The sequence below is a fragment of the Bacteroidota bacterium genome, from assembly GCA_018692315.1.
Classification (GTDB): Bacteria; Bacteroidota; Bacteroidia; order Bacteroidales; family JABHKC01; genus JABHKC01.
On the sequence record JABHKC010000023.1, the window covers coordinates 1 to 19,668 of the forward strand.

Sequence of the window (19,668 nt, forward strand, 5' to 3'; positions counted from 1 at the left end):
CACTAATGGTGTAGTTAATCCATCATATTCAACTGCTGGGTTTGGATTACTAACTGCAAGATTATCAAAATAATAGGCACAATTTACACAAGGCCCTGTAGGTGGTGAATTTTGACCATTATTTACATTGTTAATACTAACAGGTGTTGTTGTTCCCGGAATTAAAGCTACATTATAATTTATATAATTCCCTCCTCCAGGATTTGGCCCTGATAGAAAAAAAGCAAAAACGTCGTTAAAACTACTATTCACAAATTCAGGATATTCATCTGAACCAAATAAATATCTAAAAAATAAACTATCTGCAGAAGGGATAAAATCAAATTCTAAACTGGCAGCATCATTTGTAGTTTGTGGAATAATGGCATTTAATAATGGATCGCTCGGTCCTGTTGTGTTTCCAGTTATTCCAGTAGAATTGTTAGGTCCAGGTGCATCAGAAATATACCCGGACGATAAAATTACACCGGCAGCAAAGTCAAAATTATTGCCCGGATCGGCAAAATAGCCTATGGATAAAGGATCTCCAATATAGGTAACATTCCCTGCCTGAAGGCAACCTGAGATTAAAACATCAGTAACAAGTTGTGCATTGGTATAGGTATTTGAATTTACCATTATTGGCTGGCTTTGCATTATTACTGCAAAGCTTATAAACGATAATGCTATTATTATTTTTTTCATATTAGAACCACTTAAAAAATTACTGTTACTGTTCCTGATTTTCGGTGGTCTCCACCATTCTTGTCTTTATAAATAATTACCCATGGATATATTGAACCGCTTTCAACATCCTGGCCATAAGCTTTTCCGTCCCAAGGGTGATATATATCAAAAGTTTCAAATATTTTTGCTCCCCATCTATCATAAATAAGCATATGAAAATTGTCGGCATCAACTCCAATTATTTTTGGCATGAAAGTTTGATTCTTAGAAATATCACTTTTGGGGCTAATTGCTGTTGGTGCATAAAAAGTGTATTCGTCTCTCACTACAATTTCTTGCATTACAGAGTCTTTACAACCTTTGTTGCTTTCAACAAACAATTGAACAGTGTATGTTCCAATTTCATCGAAAACATATTCCGGATTTTGTGTATTTATCAATGTATCATTCAATCCGTCAAAATCCCAATAGTAAGTCAAATATCCTTGCGAAACATCAGAATCGTCTTCAAAATAAACAATTGGTTTTATTATACTTACTATTTGAGGATGAGCTGTGAATCGAGCTTCAGGTTTTTGAAAAACTGTTATTAGATCTTGAGCTACACGAGAATTTTTACACCCAACCGGAGAAGATACTTCTACTGAAATATCGAAAGTTCCTTCATTAAGATATGTATGTTTTGGGTTTGAAAGGTCAGCACCAATATCGGCATATCCATCGCCAAAATCCCAAACGTATTCTCTTCCGTCTTCATAAAGAAGTTCTGAAAAGTTTACTTCAAGTGGAATACAACCCTCATAGATATCGGCAAATATTTCAATTTCTGGTTCATTAAAAACTGAAATTGTTATAGAAGCTTTACCTTGTGGCGAACCACACCAATCGTCAACTACAATTGAGTAAGTGGTTGTTTGCTCAGGTGTAAGAAAATATGGTGGTGCTAAAATATCTGTATGAACACCATCTGAGAATTTCACAGTGTATGGTCCACCTGTTCCGCCCCAAATTGAGTCTATAAAAATTGATACCTCATCTCCAAAGCAAATAGAATCTCTATCGGTAGCAAGTGAAGCACTAATATCAGGCCAAATATGAATTGTAATGACGGAAGTATCTGCTCTACAATCATTCAAATCGTGTCCCGTAATCCAATAAGTTGTAGTTTCTGAAGGTGTAACAGAATATGCTCCGCCGGAAAAGCCTGATTCCCATTCATAAAAATATGGAGTCGTACCTCCGGCACCTTCTACAAACATTGTTGTAGTTTGCCCAAGACAAATATATGTGCTTGTCGATGTTTCTAAAACGTAAGGTTCGGGTTCTTCTACCGGTCCGTTGAGAATTTGTGAACAACCATTATCATCGGTAACAGTGATTGAATAATTTCCTGCTCCAATATCGTTTAATGTATCGCTAACTATTCCATTGAAAACATAACCAGTTGACCAAAGAAATTCGTAAGGAGGAACTCCTCCAACAATGGTTACAATAGCTTTTCCATCATTCAGTCCGGCACAACTTGCAGAAATAGATGAATATTCTGGCACAACAAGTGTTGGTTGATTTATTACAAAAAGGGCAGAATCAATGCAACCTAAAGAATCAACTACAAAAAGTTTATAATTGTCTGCACATAAATCATTTATTACATTCGATGATGATGTTATTGAATCTACTAAATAAGTATAAGGAGCAAAGCCATTTATCGGCGTTCCTGTAACTGTTCCTTCGCAAACTTCAAAGCAATCAAGGTCTTCGGAAACTACATTTAATCCTGTAAGATCAGAAATTGTAAATGTAATGCAATCTACTGTAATTTGTCCGCAAGCATCAGTTACTGTCAGGCAATAAGTTGTGGCAGCACCGAGTGTTGGTATTACAGAAATATCAGGATTTGTAGAATTATTACTCCATTGGTATGATATTATACTTTGGTCCATTTCGGGAGGGATGTAAGAATGCAGATCATATCCGACCGGTATAATTGTACAAATGGAGGTATCATTTTCAGAAATTCCAGCATTTAGTGTATAATTATCCTTTATGAAAATTGTATCGTTAGTTGGTGAAAAAATACATGGCAAACACTCTCCAACCAATGAAATTATGAAATATTCAGTATTTTCATTATTATTATCAATAAATGCAGAGTAAAAAACTGTGTCTGTCAAATCACCCATAGGAATAGTTATTGTTGTTGGGAAGCTTGAATAATCAACACCATTTGTAGCATTTCCTGTTATTAATATGTCAAAAGTGTATGCTGTTGCCATTCCACTTGTTCCCGGACGAGTAAAAACATAATAATTATCACATCCTTCATAAATATCATTGTCTGAACCAACCGTACTATAATTTTTCCCTGTTGGAACTGTTGGTTCGCCTAAACTACCAGCTTCAAGAAAAAGTCCCGAATCGTAAAACCCATCGCCACCATCGGCAATACATATTTTCATATGGTATGTCTGACAAGGACTTACCCATGATTTTGCTTCTAAAATCTCTGTGAAACCATCGTATTGCATCCAGGCAGTATTTCCTCCGGCATATAATCCATCGTAAGCTAAGCTTAAACAATAATTACAAGTTGGACAAGTTCCTGCGGTTCCACTATTTACTGAATTAGCATTTACAGGAATTGTTGTACCCGGAATTACTGCCAAATTAGTAAAAGGTACACCTGGTCCACTTATAAAGATTCCAATTACATCGTTGGTATCCGAACAAACATTTTCTGGGTATTCTTCAGAGGAATAAATATAATTAAATCTAATTGTATCAACAGAAGGAATAAAATCGAATTCAATTACGCAAGCATCATATGTTTGATTTGAAGCAGTAATATTATCAAGATCAGGATCTCCGGGATAGCCCAAATCAACACCATTTATTGTTCCGATATCATCGTCCGGACCTATGGCATTTGTTGCCTTTCCTGTGGCTAAAATTAATCCTTGCTCAAAAATAAATGCACCACTGGCAGATCCAAATCCACCAAGTGCTGCAGGACTTCCTGTATAAGAAACATTCATAACTTTTATACAACCACTTACAAGATATTCAGTAACTAATTCGTAAGCCGTTTTCAAAGTTGTGTCAACACCAATTTGTGCTTGCACGTTTAATGATGCTATAAGTATGAAAAATATAAAAAATGATTTTAATTTCATATCTGTATGTTTTTACAACAAGGCTCAAATTTGTAATGAGTCAATGATGTTTTTGTCTAAACTTAATAAATAATTGATACGCTTCCTTTTTTTGTCTGCTTTATGCCAGAATAATCAACATAATGAAGTATCCACACATAAGAGCCTATTTCTCCTAATTCTCCTTTTCCTACTGTTCCATCCCAAGGCATTTCAGGATCGTCGGATTCAAAAACAAGTTCTCCCCATCGATTATAAATTAGTAACTGATAGTCTTCGACTTGTATTCCATGACCGATTGGAAGAAAAATTCTATTATCAGGATTTTTGCTAAGTGGGTTTATTACATTAGGTACATAGATTGTGTTTTGGTCTATAATTTCAATTTCAGTATAAGCTGTATCTATGCAAGTTACAGTATTTTCATAAGTTTTATGAGCAATCATAGTTACAAGATATTTCCCAATTTCAGGGAACAAATGTTTTGGGTTTTCAATTAAAACAGAATCGCCATCGCCAAATATCCAGAACCAGGAATCGGCATCAATAGATAAGTTTTCAAAACTAATTTCGGGTTGAATTATTGATACTATTTCAGGATCGGCAGAAAATCTTGCCTCAGGTTGTGCAAAAACTTTAATCATTTCTTCGTTGGTAAATTCTTTAATACAACCTTCTAAGGTAGTTACCTGAAGTGTTACATCATAAGTACCGTCATTCTGAAAAACATGATTTGGCTCTCTGAGAGAAGAATAGTTTAGAAATTCACTGTCGTGAAAATCCCATTGATAAATTAATTCTTCAGCAGTTTCAGTTTCATTTATAAATTGAATTTCAAGAGGTTGACAACCTTTTATTACATTCGATTTGAATTTAATTGTTGGAGCTTCCAGAACTTCAATCATCACTGTATCAGTAACAGCAGGTGTTCCGCAACCGTCAGTACCGATAATAATATATTCCTGACTTATTTCCGGCCATACATCGTAAGGTGGGCTAATTGCAGCGCCATTATAGACATTGAAAAAGTAAGGGCCGCCGTTTCCTCCTGACAATTCTGCCCAAATTGTTGCCGTATCTCCTCTACAAATTGTGTTTGCCATTGAAGTATAATTTATATCGGTAGAAACATCAATAGATAGTTTTGGATTTACGTTTACAGTTACGCATTTTTCATTACTATAACAGCCTGATGAGTCAATAGAATAGACGCAATATGTCTCTGAAGATGACGGATTTACAGTAATCATTGGAGATGTAAAACCATTTGACCAAATATAATTATATGGGGTAGTTCCTCCAATACAAGTTGAGACAATATTTCCATATTGACTTAAACAAATTGTCTGGTCGTCTGAAGCATATAAAATCAATGGAGCAGGCTCAGAAAATGAAACCAAAGTATCAATCGTACATCCTTTAGTATCGGTTGCTGTTACAAGATAAGTTCCAGCTGCAAGATTTGTAATTCCTTGTGTTGTATATCCGTTCGACCAATTGTATGAATATGGAGGTGTACCTCCTATAACAGTTACGATTGCAGAGGCATTTGTGTCGCCATGACAACTTATTAAAGTATTACTGGCAGTAATATCAAGGGATAATTCAGCAACGACTGCTCCCGATTGCGCAGTACAACCATATACATCGGTAACAGTAATACTGTAATTGCCGGACGCCACTCCGGTGAATGTATAATTACTTAATGGTTGCGGTGGAGAAGTAGGGAAAGTTGATAGATTGTAAACGAAAGGAGCAGTTCCATTATTAATATTTATTGTAACAGTTCCATCGACAGCACCAGGACAAGATTCTGGTGTTGTGCTTGCTAAAGCACTCATCTGGTCGTTTTGAGTAACAGTAAATGGAATAGATTCGTTGCAACCTCCTCCCCAGGTAACAGTACAACTGTAAACACCGGCTGTGAGATTAGTAATTTCGTCAGAAGGCACATTAACAATATTTGACGCACCTGTTGACCAGTCGAAAATATAAGGTGTACTTCCACCGGTTACTTCTACAACTGCATTCGCAGTATTTCCTCCAAAACAATCTACATTTAAATAGCTGCCTGGACCCATTGCCAAACTTGCTGCATCAATTGTATATGTAACTGTATCGGTATATAATGCTCCAGTACATCCTGAAATGCCTGCAATATAAGAAACAGTGCCTGTTGGGTTAACTGTTATTGAAGGTCCGGTTCCAATAGAATTCATCATAATATCGAACCATTGAATTGATGATGGTGGAATTATATCACCAGGAATAAATCTGGTACTTTCTAATTGAGCCTGCCATTGTGTTGAGTTTCTTCCGGGTGCTGTATGAGCTACTAATCCATTGAAGTTATGTACTCCCTGTGTTCCGGTTCCTCCAGCCCAGGCAAAACATGTAGGTTTATTTGTTAAATGATTATAAATCTCATTTGAAAACTCGCATAAAACTATCTGAAATTTTCCTAAAGTAGTTGTACATGAGAACATAGGACAATTATCCCAGTTTACGACAAATTTCCTGTTTGGAGTGGTTCCTGTAACATAGTAGTAAACATAAGGACCAACACCTACAGAAGGATGCCAGTCTTCCCAAGGTCCCATTGCACAATTTTTAGGAACACTAAAGGCCTGACTTGGTATTGCGGCAGATGTATATGTGGATGGTTGTCCAGGACTGAAACTTACCCACCCATTAGAACCAACCCAACATTGAGTGTAAACTTGTCCGAAAAAACAAAATTCGAAAGGTAATGTAAGTGTACTTGAAACAACATCGTCCCACCATGTGCCAGGAAAAGGCACTGGTGTACCTCCATAAACTTCCGGAGCATAAGGAATTATCTCGAAAGTATAAATGTTTGTTCCATATAATGGAGCAATTGTAGCATTCAGGTTAATATTTCCTGCTCCACAAATTAAAGAATCGTTGCCTGCGAATATTTGGGCTTGTATTCCATTATTGAATAAAACAAGCAAGAAAATTGCGGGGATTAATTTTAATAATCTATTTTTCATAATATTTTAGTTTATATAATTAAACTGAAATTGGAAATTAGAAATTGGTCAGTGCCTAACTTCAAATTTCCAATTTCTAATTTCATTTTACTGTTGAAAGAAATTGGTCTAAATTATAGAGTGTATTATTGTATTGAAATTTAGCTACTTCGAAAAACAAAAATGTTTTGTGAAGGTATGCCATATCTGCTTTAAACTTAAAAGTCAAAGAGCATTCATAATTTCCATCTTTGTTTAAAGTCTCACTTACAGTTAACTCATATCCATTAATATGTCTTTGTGCTTTCATTTTAATAACATCAAGTTGAACTTCATCTACCTTGAGGTAAAATGATGAGAGAGCAGTTTCTCCATCCACTGATAGTACATCTTGAGTATTTTCGAAATATGCAACAATTTCATTTTTTTCTTGGGAGAAAAGGTTTGCAGAAAACAAAATCAAAAAACTTACGGTTAAAATTCCAATATTTTTCATAATACATTATTTATTTAAAATTCAGAAAAAAGACGAAAGTAATGATTAATGGTTGTTTAACAAAAAATATTTGTTCATTTCCAATTTCCATAGGAATTTACCAGAAGGTTTTGTCTCTGGCAAATGTCCAAAACTTTTGCAAAAAAAATCATATGAAAATTGCCTATTGGTAGCATGTGCTTATAATCTCATAGGGATTTTCAATTGGTAGCCCCGAATTATCATTCGGGGCAAAGAATAATGCTTGCTAAAATCCTGTAGGGATGGGCTATTGTGTAATTTTTTTATCATTATAATGAAATGATTAATGAATTTTCTTAGATTTGCTTAAAAAATAAATTTAAACACACATTAAATAAGAGAATTAGAAATAAACAAAAATCCTAAACTCAGAAAATGACTATTGAAAACACTATCCCATTCAATAATTCTACAAATTGTAAGTCCGATTATGCAGATTTGATTTTGCCCGTCCCATTGCCAAGATTATTTACTTATTTCATACCTAAACAATTTCAAGGAAAAATTGAGCCCGGACATAGAGTCGTAGTACAATTTGGGAAAAGAAAAATATACACAGCAATTGCAAAAAAAATCCATCAGACTAAACCAGAATTGTATGATACTAAGGAAATTCTCACAGTTTTGGATGAAAACCCAATAGTAAATATTTTCCAATTGAAATTTTGGGATTGGATTTCGCAATATTATATGTGCACTCTTGGCGAAATTTACAAAGCAGCTCTACCTCTTGGGTTGAAATTGGAAAGCGAATCGAAAGTTTTAGAAAATCCTACATTCAGCAATTTTGAGGCATTAAGCGATAAAGAAAAAATAATTTTAAGAAACTTAGACAAAGATAAAGGTTTAACATTTAACAAAATAAATTCTCTGTTGAACCAAAAACAATCTATCACAAATATTAAATCTTTGCTGGAAAAAAATGCAATATTGCTTGAAGAAAAACTAAAAAATATTTATAAACCAAAATATGAGCATTACTTAAAATTAAATCCGGAGTTTCAGGACGAAAAAAAATTGGAAGGGATTTTTAATTCCTTGAGCAAATCTCCCGCACAACTAAAAGCTCTTATGGCATTTTTACAATCTGCTCCGAGCATCGAAAAAGCAAAAGTTTCAAGTATAAAAAGAAAAGTACTTCTGCATAAATCAAACTGTAGCCAACAAATTGTAAATGAGTTAATAAAAAAGAAAATATTCTTAAACATAAAAAAAGAGATAAACCGGCTGGATTTTTCAGAAGTAGAAACAAAAGAACTTAACGAACTAAATGAAAATCAGCAGATTGCTTTAAAACAAATCAAAAAGGATTTTGACAAAAATAATGTGGTTCTACTTCATGGTGTAACTTCAAGCGGAAAGACAGAAATTTATATTCATCTGATTAGAGAATATTTACAAAAAGGGAAACAGGTTTTGTATTTGCTTCCTGAAATTGCACTTACTGCCCAAATTATCAATCGTTTAAAAAACATATTTGGAAATAAAATTGGAGTTTATCATTCAAAGTTTTCTGATTCGGAGCGAGTCGAAATTTGGAATCGCATACAAAATGTTGAAGATATAAATAGCTATCAAATTATTCTTGGGGTTAGATCATCGGTTTTTTTGCCATTCAGGAATTTAGGTTTGATAATAATTGACGAAGAACACGAAAATTCTTATAAACAATTTTCGCCAGCTCCACGCTACAATGCGCGAGATTCTGCAATAGTTCTGGCAAATTTTTTTTCAGCAAAAACATTGCTCGGAACTGCAACTCCTTCGCTCGAAACTTATGCTAATTGCATGAGCAAAAAATACTCTCTCGTTGAGTTAAAACAAAGGTACCTTGGCATTAACCTGCCGGAAATATTTGTTGCCGACACAAAAGAAGCATATAAAAAGAAGCAAATGAAATCGCACTTCACACCAATGCTTCTCGAAAATATTTCTGCTGCTCTAAAAAATAATGAACAAATAATTCTATTTCAAAATCGTAGAGGTTTTTCGCCATATCTGGAATGCAACTTATGTGCATGGATACCAAAATGTAACAATTGTGATGTTAGTCTGACTTATCATAAATATAAGAATTATTTGAATTGTCACTATTGTGGAGACGTTCAGGAAAGTATAAAAGTTTGTAAAGTATGTGGTAGCAGTAGTTTGCAAACTCGAGGTTTTGGTACTGAAAAAGTAGAAGACGATATTTCGATTTTTTTCGAAAATATTAAAATCAAACGGATGGATTTGGATTCTACACGCTCGAAAAAAGCATACGAAAAAATAATTAACGATTTCGAAAAAGGAAATATCAATATTTTGGTTGGAACTCAAATGATAACTAAAGGTTTAGATTTCGACAATGTTAGTTTGGTTGGAATTTTAAATGCCGATAATATGTTGAATTTTCCCGATTTTCGTTCGCATGAACGAAGTTATCAACTTATGGCACAAGTAAGCGGTAGAGCTGGTCGAAAAAATAAGCAGGGAAAAGTAATAATTCAGACAGCAAGCCCGGATCACCCGATAATTCAAAATGTGGTATCGAACAATTATTTGGCAATGTACGCAAATCAAATGTCTGAAAGGCAACAATTTAATTATCCTCCTTTTTTTCGTTTAATAAAAATTACAGTTAAACATAAAGACTTGAATGTTTTAAACCTTGCATCAAATCTTTTTGCAAGAAATATTCGTAATATATTTAAGGAAAGAGTTTTAGGACCAGAGTTTCCGGCAGTTTCAAGAATACAAAATTGGTATTTGAAAAATATTTTAATAAAACTCGAAAAAGAAAAATCGCAGCTATCAGCCAAGAGCATTTTGCAAAACGAAGCTAATTTAGTTCTTGGAATGGATGAATTTAAAAGTTTGAAAATAATTTTTGATGTTGATCCTTTTTAGGAAATTGGCTGTTGGCTTTTTGCTCGTGGCTATGGGCTAAAGGCTAATCCTACTAAATATTTCAGTAGTCGAAAAACCTTCAACAAAATCAATAGTTTCAACTTTTCCACCTTTAGCTTTTAAAATATCGTAACCAACTATATCTTCTATTTTATAATCGCTACCTTTCACGAGTATGTCGGGCTGAACAAGTTTTATCAATTCATAAGGAGTTTGCTCATCAAACAAAATAATATTGCTAACAAAACTCATAGCTGCAAGTATCAATGCCCTTGAGTTTTGTTCTTGAACCGGACGGTTTTCTCCTTTCAATTTTCTTACTGAATTATCTGTATTTAGACCAATTATTAATACATCCCCCAAATCGGCAGCTTGAGCTAAATATTCGATATGTCCCCGATGAATTATATCAAAACATCCATTAGTAAAAACAATTTTTTTTTCTTTAAAACGCCAATAATTTAGTTTCGATATTAAAGTAGTTTCAGTAAGAATTTTTGCTTTAATGTTTTGAAGTTTTTGCATTTTAGAAAAGTTTATTTCAAAGACTTTTTTCTCCTATTCACAAATAGCATTAAAATGGAAAAAGACCCGAGAATTATTACTAAAAATGCTTGCGATTCGTGTGTAATTATTGAGTAAACTGCACTGTCAACTTCATTAATTTCAAATAATGAAAGGCCAACTTTTACTAATTCGTGATACGAACCAATTCCGCCAGGTGTTGGAATTGTCATCCCTATTCCTCCAAATATCAGCATAAAAATAGAGTCCACAAAATTTAATACAGAAGTTGGTTCTATTGCAAAAAACACAACATAAGTCATAAGGATATACATCAACCAAATGAATAAAGTATGAAAAATGAACCATCTTCTTTTTCTCATATGAAAAACTGATTTGGCTCCTGTCATTACACCTTTTACAATTTCAAATATTTTTTTTATAAGTTCATATTCTCTCAACTTATTTCGATAAAAATATATTAAAAAAAGCGAGACAGTGCTCAGCGAAAATAGTATTAACCAAAAAAAGAAAAGATTGTCAAAAACTGTTGAAATGTAATTAAAAAAGGGATCAAGTATAGTTTCAAAAATAAATTTTCCGAATAGCTCCACTTTAAAGATTATAACAAAAATCATTAGGAGTATCAGCATTAAGAGGTCTGAGGCTCGCTCTACTATCACGGTTCCGAGAAGGGCATCGAAAGGAATTTTTTCAGTTCTGCGGAGAGTTTCGCAACGAGTAATTTCGCCAATGCGAGGAATTGCCATGTTGGCAAAATAGCCAATTGCCATAGCGTAAAATACCGAAGTCTTTTTTGGCTTATGACCTAATGGTTCTATTAAAATATACCAACGCAAGGCGCGACTTACGTAGCCCAATAGTGCAAAAAATAGTGAAAATAAAACCCATGAATAATTTGCACTTTTAATGTCTGTCCATAATTCTTCAAAATTAATTCCTCTGAATGCTGCATAAAGCAGTCCAATAGAAATTGATAGAAAAATCAAATAGTTGAAAATTTTTAAGACTATATTTTTCAATGATTATTGTATGAGTTTGTTGGTTGCTGTATCAGGGAAGACTAAGTTTGGTTTGAAGGTTTTAGCTTCTTCAAAATCCATAGAGGCATACGAAATAATTATTATAACATCGTCAATTTCTACTTTGCGGGCAGCAGGACCATTCAAACAAATCATACCGGTATTTCTTTTGCCTTTAATTACGTAAGTGTCAAGCCGTTCGCCATTATTGATATTCACTATTTGAACTTTTTCGTTTTCAATAATATTAGCAGCCTCCATCAAATCTTCGTCAATGGTGATGCTACCTACATATTGCAGGTTTGCTTCTGTTACACTAACTTTGTGTATTTTCGATTTTACAACTTCAATAAACATAATGCTGCAAAGTAAAATAAAAAATTATGAAGTATCAAATTAAAATTTTAGGGCTTCAATTCTAATAAACAATATTGTCAATAAGTCTCACATGGCCAAGAAAAACTGCAATGCACCCAACTTTATTGTTTTTTTCGTTCCAGGAATTTATCTTTTGCAAATTTAATTCATCTACAATTTCAAAATATTCGAGTTTTAGAATTGGGTTTGAATTGATTTTTCCAATTACCCATTTATTTGTTTCTGTGGGAGAATGAGTTTTTGCAAATTCTTTCGACTCGAATAAAACTTGAGAAATTGTTACGGCATTTTTTCTTTCGGATTCTGAAAGACGTTGATTTCTTGAACTCATTGCCAAACCATCTGTCTCTCGAACAATTGGGCAAGCATGAATTTTAACCGAAAGTTTTAAGATTTTCACCATCGCTTTTATGATTGCAAGTTGTTGAAAATCCTTTTGTCCGAAATACGAATTATCTGGCCTAACAATGTCGAAAAGACGGCTGACAACCTGAGCAACTCCATCGAAATGTCCTGCTCTGAATTTGCCTTCCATAACTTTATCCAAGTGTCCGAAATCGAATTTTTGTGTTGTAGGTTTTGGATAAATTTCTTGAACCGATGGAAAAAATAAAATATCAGTATTCACTTGTCTCAACAAAAGCGAATCGTTTTCAATGGTCCGTGGATATTTTTTCAAATCGTTCGGATTGTTGAATTGTGTCGGATTTACAAAAATGCTTACTACAGTAATATTATTTTCAATTCTCGATTTTTCTATCAAAGAAAGATGGCCTTTGTGTAATGCTCCCATAGTTGGGACAAAACCTATTGTCATTTTTCGCGCTTTCCAGAGTTTAAGTTCTGCTTGTAAATCTTTTATACTTTTGAATATTTTCATTAAATTGTAAATTTGAGCTGATTTGTTGAATGCTAGCAATTCTATAGTAATTTTTCCTTATCAAGTTGTCGGGAAATATTTTATCTGTAAAAATCTATTCGCATAGAAGCACTTCGAAAATGCCGTTTACAAAATTGTCATTGTCATATTTTGCATCGATGCGACCTTTCATAATATTATAAACTGTATCTATAGAAAATATCTCAATTGCTCCTTCCGAAAGTATCATATTTTCTTGCTCATCGTTGGTTATAGTTAAAGTTTGTATATTTTCATTTTCCGAAAAATTTAACTGAAGTTCGTATAATCCAGTTTTGTTCGGAATAATAAACAAAACATCATTCCCTGTGAAAGCATAGTTGCATGGGTCTAAACTTAGATGTTCGTAAAGTGCAATGTCGAGCATTTGTTGGCTTGAGTCGTTCCGAAAAGAAAAAGCATTTCCAGACCTATATATCCATTCTCTGCCGGAAATTTCTCCAGAAAGATCCTGCGAAAGAAAATTGTATTGATTTGTACTTTCTGGATCTTTCGAGCATGAGGAGGAAATTATTACTACAAAAAAACTTAGAGTCAAGAAATAAAAAGCTCGTTTCATAAAAGTCAAATACGAATTAATAAATTATAAGTCAATTAATAAAAACATTTCATAATTGATGTAGTTCATCTTATTTTGGTTGCTACTTTTTTAGATTTTCACAATTGGAAAATATGGGGACTTCTAAAAATAGTAAATTTCAAGGCGTAAGAAATTTAAAAACCGGAGTTTACTATTGTAAATGAGGATTTTAAAATTGCGAAACAACGAAGAAATTTGCATTTTTAGAGGGTTCCATAAGTTAATTCATAATTCATTAATAACAACTTGTCAGACTGAAATTTCCGTTAACAAAATTGTCATCGTCATATTTTGCATCCATTCTTCCTGTAATAATTTTATTAGCAGTATCGATTGTTAGAATTTCAAAAGCTCCTAAAACTGTTATTAAATTTTCAGTTTCCTCGCCTTCGGCATAAAAAGTTACCAGATAATCGGCAATGTCATACAAACCAATTTCCATTGGAGTGAAAAACAATAAAGATCTGCTTGCAATATTATATGAACAGGGGCTAATAGTATCAGTTCCAAAAATTCTAAAATCGAATAGTGGCGGATGGTTGAAATCACTTATAAACACACCGCCTGTTTCGTAAGTCCAACTTTCGCCAGCTATTTGTCCGGAAAGTTCCTGGTCTTCAAAATTGTATTTGTACTCGTCGTCGTCTTTTTTACAGGAATTTAGTAAAAGTATTATGCTGAAGCTGAAAAGAAATATAATTTTTAAATTTTTCATTTGCTTAGGGTTTTAGTGATTTATTTGAAATTGCCATTAAAGCAATATTAAACGTTATAAAGGCATAATTTATTTATGTTTGAGTGCTAATTGTCCGCAAGCCGCATCAATGTCTTGTCCACGACTTTTTCTAATTTGAACCAACATATTTTTGCTTTCTAAATAATTTGCAAAAGCAATGGTTTTTTCTTCTGCCGATTTTTTAAAATTACTATTGTCAATTTCGTTGTATTCTATTAGATTGATTTTTACGGGAATAGCTTTACAAAGTTCGGCTAATTCTTGTGCATCATCAATATTATTATTAAAATTTTCTAAAAGTAAATATTCAAAAGTAATTCGTTTTTTAGTTTTTTCATGAAAATATACTAATGATTCCATAAGGGTATCTATAGGGTATTTTCTATTGATAGGAATAATTTTATTTCTTTTTTCGTTGTTGGCAGTATGCAAGGAAACAGCAAGATTAAATTTTATATCATCGTCGGCTAATTTTTTTATCATTTTCGGAATTCCAACAGTCGATAAAGTAATTCTACGTGGCGAAAATCCAAGTCCTTTTTCAGAAATAATTCTATCAAGTGAGCCTAAAGTATTCTCATAATTTAAGAGTGGTTCACCCATACCCATAAATACTATATTCGAAAGTTTTGCATTGTAAATTTCCTCCGATTGTTTATTTATTTCAAAAACCTGGTCATAGATTTCGCCGGCAGTGAGATTTCTTTTAAATGCCATTTTTCCGGTTGCACAAAAGCTACATTTAGCATTGCAGCCAACTTGAGATGAGATGCAGGCAGTTGTGCGATTATCTGTTGGAATTAGAACGCCTTCAACATAGGTTTTATCTATAAGTCGAAAAACTGTTTTTATTGTACCATCGCTACTTTCTTGTTTTAATTCAGGAATAGCTTTATCAATAAAAAAATTTGTTTCCAACAATTCTCTTGTTGTTTTTGGAATGTTTTTCATTTCGAAAAAGGAGCCTATGGATTTTCTCCAAATCCAATCGTAAACTTGATTTATGCGAAATGTTTTTTCGTTTTCTTTTTTCAGAAATGAAACTAATTCTTCATATGAACAGTTTCGTATATTTTGTTTTGTTTTCATCGAATTTCAGTTTGAAATATGATTCTTGAATTTCAGGAATTGATTGAATTTTGTTTATATTTTATTAGTTCATCCATCAAAAACCTATTAGAATTTGCTCATCTTCATTGTCTTGCGTATCGTCAATTATTTGTTCATTCTGATTCTGTTTGTTGAATTTTTCGCAATCTAATTCTATATTAATTTCTTTAGCAGGTCTTTCGAAATCGACAGGAAAAATTCCGGAATTTGCGGTGTCTGCATAAACTTTTTGCTGATACATTCCATAAATTGGTAGAGCCATGTTTGCACCCTGCCCCAATTTGAGACCTTTGAAATGTATGCTACGAACTTCGCCGCCAACCCAAACGCCTGACACCAAATTTTGTGTAACTCCCATAAACCAACCGTCTGAATGATTGTCGGTAGTTCCGGTTTTTCCACCAATATCGTTGTGCAATTGATAACGCCAACGCAAGCGTCTTCCGCTACCTTCGGTAACAACACCTTTTAATAAATTGAGCATAAGATATGCTGTCTCTTCATTAAAAGCTTCTATTTTTTTTGGTTTGAAAGTTGAAACTATATTTCCGTTTTTATCTTCTATTCTGGTAACAAAAATTGGTTCTGTATAAACTCCCTTGTTTGCAAATGTACTGTATGCACCAACCATTTCGTAAAGAGTAACATCCGATGTTCCCAGAAAAATTGATGGTACAGGATCAATATAACTCTTAACTCCCATTTTTCTGGTAATATCGACAACTGCGTGCGGATTAAATTGCTTTAGCACCCATGCCGAAATATAGTTTACAGAATTTGCAAGCCCCCATTTCAATGAAACCATTTTTCCATCGAACTCCGATTTAGAAGAGTTTTTTGGTGTCCAAGAGCTGTCGTTCACATAAAAAGTTGTTGGAATGTTCGGGACTTTATAACATGGGGAATAACCTTCCTGCATGGCAAGTGTATAAAGAAATGGTTTTATGGTTGAGCCAATCTGACGCTTGCCTTGTGTAACGTGGTCGTATTTGAAATAACGGTAATCGCCGCCACCAACATAGGCTTTTACGTGTCCGGTGTGTGGGTCCATAGACATAAAACCTGCACGCAAAATAAATTTATAATATCTTAAAGAATCTAAAGGAGTAAGAACTGTGTCGATATCTCCATTCCAAGAAAAGACAGTCATTTCAGTAGGTGTATCAAATTTTCTCTTAATCTCTTCGAGCGATTTCCCTTGTTTTTTCAATTCTCTATATCTATCGGTATTCTTCATTGATCGTTCCATAATTCTTTCGAATTGCTCATCGCTAATGTCGTCAGAAAATGGAGGATTTCTGGTTTCGTGCAATTCTTTCGACAATTCTGCTTGCAAATATCCACCAAGATGCTTTTCAAGCGATTCTTCACCAAATTGCTGAAGACGCGAATTTAAGGTTGTGTAGATTTTGATACCGTCTTTATAAAGGTTATAATTTGTGCCATCGGGTTTGAAATGTTTTTTGCACCAGCCAAAAAGAGCATTTGTTTCCCATGCTATAGAATCTTCCTTAAATTTTGTGTAGGACCAATATCGTTCTTTTTCCGGCTTGTTGGAATTTAAAGTCGTACGTAGATATTCTCTAAAATGTGTTGCCATACCTTTGGCATGAGTTTGTACTCTATAATTCAGTTCGATAGGCAAAACAGAGATTGAATCGTATTTCTCCTGATCAATGAAGTTGTATCTTTTCATTTGCGAAAGTACAACATTCCTTCGCTTTGTCGATCGTTCAGGGTTTCTTACAGGGCTATATCTGGTTGGTGCTTTCAGCAATCCAACTAAGGTTGCAGCTTCCTGAACTTTCAAAGAATCGGGCAGGCAATTAAAAAATGTGCTCGAAGCCGATTTTATTCCATAAGCCTGACTCCCAAAAGGAACGGTGTTTAAATACATAACCAGAATTTCCTTTTTTGTATAGTTTCTTTCCAGCTTTACTGCTGTTACCCATTCTTTAAATTTTGTGATTGCAAGATTCCATGTCCGACGAATAGATGAATTATAGTTTGAAGTGTCTCGTGGGAATAAATTTTTGGCAAGTTGCTGTGTTATTGTACTTCCCCCGCCTGATGAATTTCCGCTTAAAACACCTTTCGAAACTCGAAGTAATGCTTTAATATCAATTCCAGAATGCTTTTCGAAACGAATATCTTCGGTGGCAACCAGAGCATCAATTAAATATGGCGACAATTCGTAATAATTTACAAATGAGCGATTTTCTAAATAATACTTCCCAAGAAGTTTTTGGTCGGAAGAATAAATTTCTGATGCCAAATTGCTTTTCGGATTTTCCAGCTCCTCGAAAGTTGGCATAAATCCAAAAAAACCTTGAGAAATCAATATAAAAATTGTGATGATTGATGCCATTGGTACAGTAAAAAGCAACCACATCAGCCACAAATATAATCTATATGAGCGTTTTTTCTTTTCCATCATTTCAAAATAATTGCTGCAAAATTAGTAAAAATGAATTATGAGTTATGAATTATGAGTTATGAATTTGAAATTTGGTGTACATTATTTGATTTCGTTTTTTTTACTTTCAGAAAATATAAACTATTTTATTGCTTGGAGCGGTGGTATGGGTAAATTTGAGATGTATGTCAGTTTGTTACAAGATAAAGCGAAGTTTACAACTTCGCTTAACTGGGGATTAATATTTCTTTTGTCTATTAATCACTTTTCCTTGAATGTTTTTTTTATAATAAATACTACCACCATAATTATAAACATTTCCTATTAATTTTCCATAAACCACCAAAGTTGAGTTTTTCTGCAAAGTAATCTGCCCTTTGACAAAACCTTCAATTATAAAATGAATATTTTCTGAAATAATACAGTCACCAGTAATGCTTTTTTTAACTTTTGTATGCTTTCTATATATGTAATTTTTATTTATGGGCTTGTTTATGATAACAAATTTTAGCTTTTTAGAATCATAGGTGTAATTTTTTGCACTATAATTAATTGAATTTGCCTTTTGTTTCTCAGAAGAGACTTTTAACAAAGAACTGTTATCAGGCTCAGAATTCCGTCTCATAGTAACACTCCCACTTCTAACAACATAACGATGACCTGTGTAAGAAACGTTAGGCTTTTCTTCGGAACTAGTTTGAAATAACTTTTTATTTTCAAGTTCTTTTGGTGTCGATTTGGATACTGGCTTTTTAAGAGGATAGAGTGTATGTAAAACTTTCAAAGAAGTCAATTGTATAAATTCGATTTTTTCAATAAGTCCTTCACCTTTTATTCTTTGCCACTGGTCTAATTTTGATTCAGAAGATATGATTCTAAAATAAACTCGCTGAATATATATCCTTTTTTCATTAGTTTGATTAATTTCATGTAATAATTCTTCAGCTTGTTCTGGGGACAGTTTCAGTGATGTAAATTGACTATAATTACTTACAGAGATAATTAATTTGCTATGTTTAATGACACCTTCATTGACGTAACCTCCACGTATAGTTGGATAAACAACAAATGCTTGTTGTTCAAAGTTATATTCTGGGAGCTTTATATTCTCATCGAAATATAACACATTTGAGGAGTTGAAATTGAATTTTTTGAATTCTGTTTTGAATGATTCTTTCCATAGTTTTGTGGTTCTTTTTTTTTCAAATTCATCAGCTTTATATCTACTACGTTTGTAATCGAAGTTTATGATATAATCTTCGAATATATCTTCTGATGTTTTATTTGATAATTTAGCTCTAATGAAAAAAGACAATTCAGAATTTAATTTACCATTTGGATCAGGAAAATTGAAATCTTCAAACTCATGGAATGAGCTTTTATTTGGTTGTATTTCATCTACCTGATTGTTTGAATTAGTTTGATTATGTACAATTCTATTATTGTATGTTGTAAAGATATCAGTCAGGTTATTATCAATATTATTTGAGATTTTTTTATGCCTATTTGGCAAAGAGTCGTTTTGATTTGAGCAATTATCAATACCAACCACAATTAGTCCTAATAGAATAATTATACCAAGGATACTATATAAACATCCACCTTCTTCATCAGGAATTAATGTTCCACTTGGCACTCTTATTCCCATTTTGAATTTGTTTAATTAGATTCGATTATTACAATAAGTATTATAATTTCAACAAATAAATCTCCAAACTGTGCAATTGTGATATCAGTCTTTGACTGATATTGTATATTCTATATG

At 33.2% G+C, this 19,668-nt stretch carries 14 protein-coding genes; 1 reads left to right on the forward strand and 13 read right to left on the reverse strand.

The window, feature by feature from the left end; all coding sequences use genetic code 11:
* From HN894_01660 to HN894_01675, 4 genes are all read right to left on the reverse strand, one after another.
* Positions 1–684, reverse strand: a 684-nt coding sequence (locus tag HN894_01660; protein MBT7142015.1) for a hypothetical protein, incomplete at its 3' end; no start/stop codon positions are given.
* A gap of 11 nt (positions 685–695) precedes the next feature.
* Positions 696–3,839 carry a PKD domain-containing protein gene (locus HN894_01665; GenBank protein ID MBT7142016.1) on the reverse strand — a complete coding sequence of 1,048 codons (3,144 nt, stop codon included), beginning with the start codon at positions 3,837–3,839 and terminating at the stop codon, positions 696–698.
* Between the two features lie 62 nt (positions 3,840–3,901).
* Entirely contained in the window at positions 3,902–6,832 is a 2,931-nt protein-coding gene (locus HN894_01670; protein ID MBT7142017.1) for a hypothetical protein, read from the reverse strand.
* A gap of 82 nt (positions 6,833–6,914) precedes the next feature.
* Positions 6,915–7,307 carry a hypothetical protein gene (locus HN894_01675; GenBank protein MBT7142018.1) on the reverse strand — a complete coding sequence of 131 codons (393 nt, stop codon included), beginning with the start codon at positions 7,305–7,307 and terminating at the stop codon, positions 6,915–6,917.
* A 396-nt stretch (positions 7,308–7,703) separates the two neighbouring features.
* On the opposite strand from HN894_01675, the gene priA reads away from it, so the two are divergent.
* On the forward strand, positions 7,704–10,217 hold the full coding sequence (gene priA, locus HN894_01680) for a primosomal protein N' (protein MBT7142019.1): 2,514 nt from the start codon (positions 7,704–7,706) through the stop codon (positions 10,215–10,217).
* 36 nt (positions 10,218–10,253) lie between these two features.
* On the opposite strand, the gene rfaE2 is transcribed toward priA, so the two are convergent.
* The 9 genes from rfaE2 to HN894_01725 all read right to left on the reverse strand — a co-directional run bounded on the left by rfaE2 (position 10,254) and on the right by HN894_01725 (position 19,551).
* A complete protein-coding gene (gene rfaE2, locus HN894_01685; GenBank protein MBT7142020.1) occupies positions 10,254–10,742 on the reverse strand; it encodes a D-glycero-beta-D-manno-heptose 1-phosphate adenylyltransferase in 489 nt (162 codons plus the stop codon).
* An 11-nt stretch (positions 10,743–10,753) separates the two neighbouring features.
* Entirely contained in the window at positions 10,754–11,764 is a 1,011-nt protein-coding gene (locus HN894_01690) for a flippase-like domain-containing protein (protein MBT7142021.1), read from the reverse strand.
* A 3-nt stretch (positions 11,765–11,767) separates the two neighbouring features.
* Entirely contained in the window at positions 11,768–12,121 is a 354-nt protein-coding gene (locus HN894_01695; GenBank protein ID MBT7142022.1) for an aspartate 1-decarboxylase, read from the reverse strand.
* 61 nt (positions 12,122–12,182) lie between these two features.
* Positions 12,183–13,022 (reverse strand): pantoate--beta-alanine ligase, encoded by an 840-nt coding sequence (locus HN894_01700; protein MBT7142023.1) that lies wholly within the window; start codon positions 13,020–13,022, stop codon positions 12,183–12,185.
* Positions 13,023–13,116: 94 nt separating this feature from the next.
* Entirely contained in the window at positions 13,117–13,620 is a 504-nt protein-coding gene (locus tag HN894_01705; protein ID MBT7142024.1) for a hypothetical protein, read from the reverse strand.
* A 256-nt stretch (positions 13,621–13,876) separates the two neighbouring features.
* Complete coding sequence (locus HN894_01710; protein MBT7142025.1) at positions 13,877–14,356, reverse strand: hypothetical protein; 480 nt, start codon at positions 14,354–14,356, stop codon at positions 13,877–13,879.
* A 69-nt stretch (positions 14,357–14,425) separates the two neighbouring features.
* Positions 14,426–15,466 carry a 23S rRNA (adenine(2503)-C(2))-methyltransferase RlmN gene (gene rlmN, locus HN894_01715; protein ID MBT7142026.1) on the reverse strand — a complete coding sequence of 347 codons (1,041 nt, stop codon included), beginning with the start codon at positions 15,464–15,466 and terminating at the stop codon, positions 14,426–14,428.
* Positions 15,467–15,542: 76 nt separating this feature from the next.
* Positions 15,543–17,921, reverse strand: a complete 2,379-nt coding sequence (locus tag HN894_01720) for a penicillin-binding protein (GenBank protein MBT7142027.1) — start codon at positions 17,919–17,921, stop codon at positions 15,543–15,545.
* A 220-nt stretch (positions 17,922–18,141) separates the two neighbouring features.
* Positions 18,142–19,551, reverse strand: a complete 1,410-nt coding sequence (locus HN894_01725) for a DUF4852 domain-containing protein (GenBank protein MBT7142028.1) — start codon at positions 19,549–19,551, stop codon at positions 18,142–18,144.
* Between the last annotated feature and the right edge of the window lie 117 nt (positions 19,552–19,668).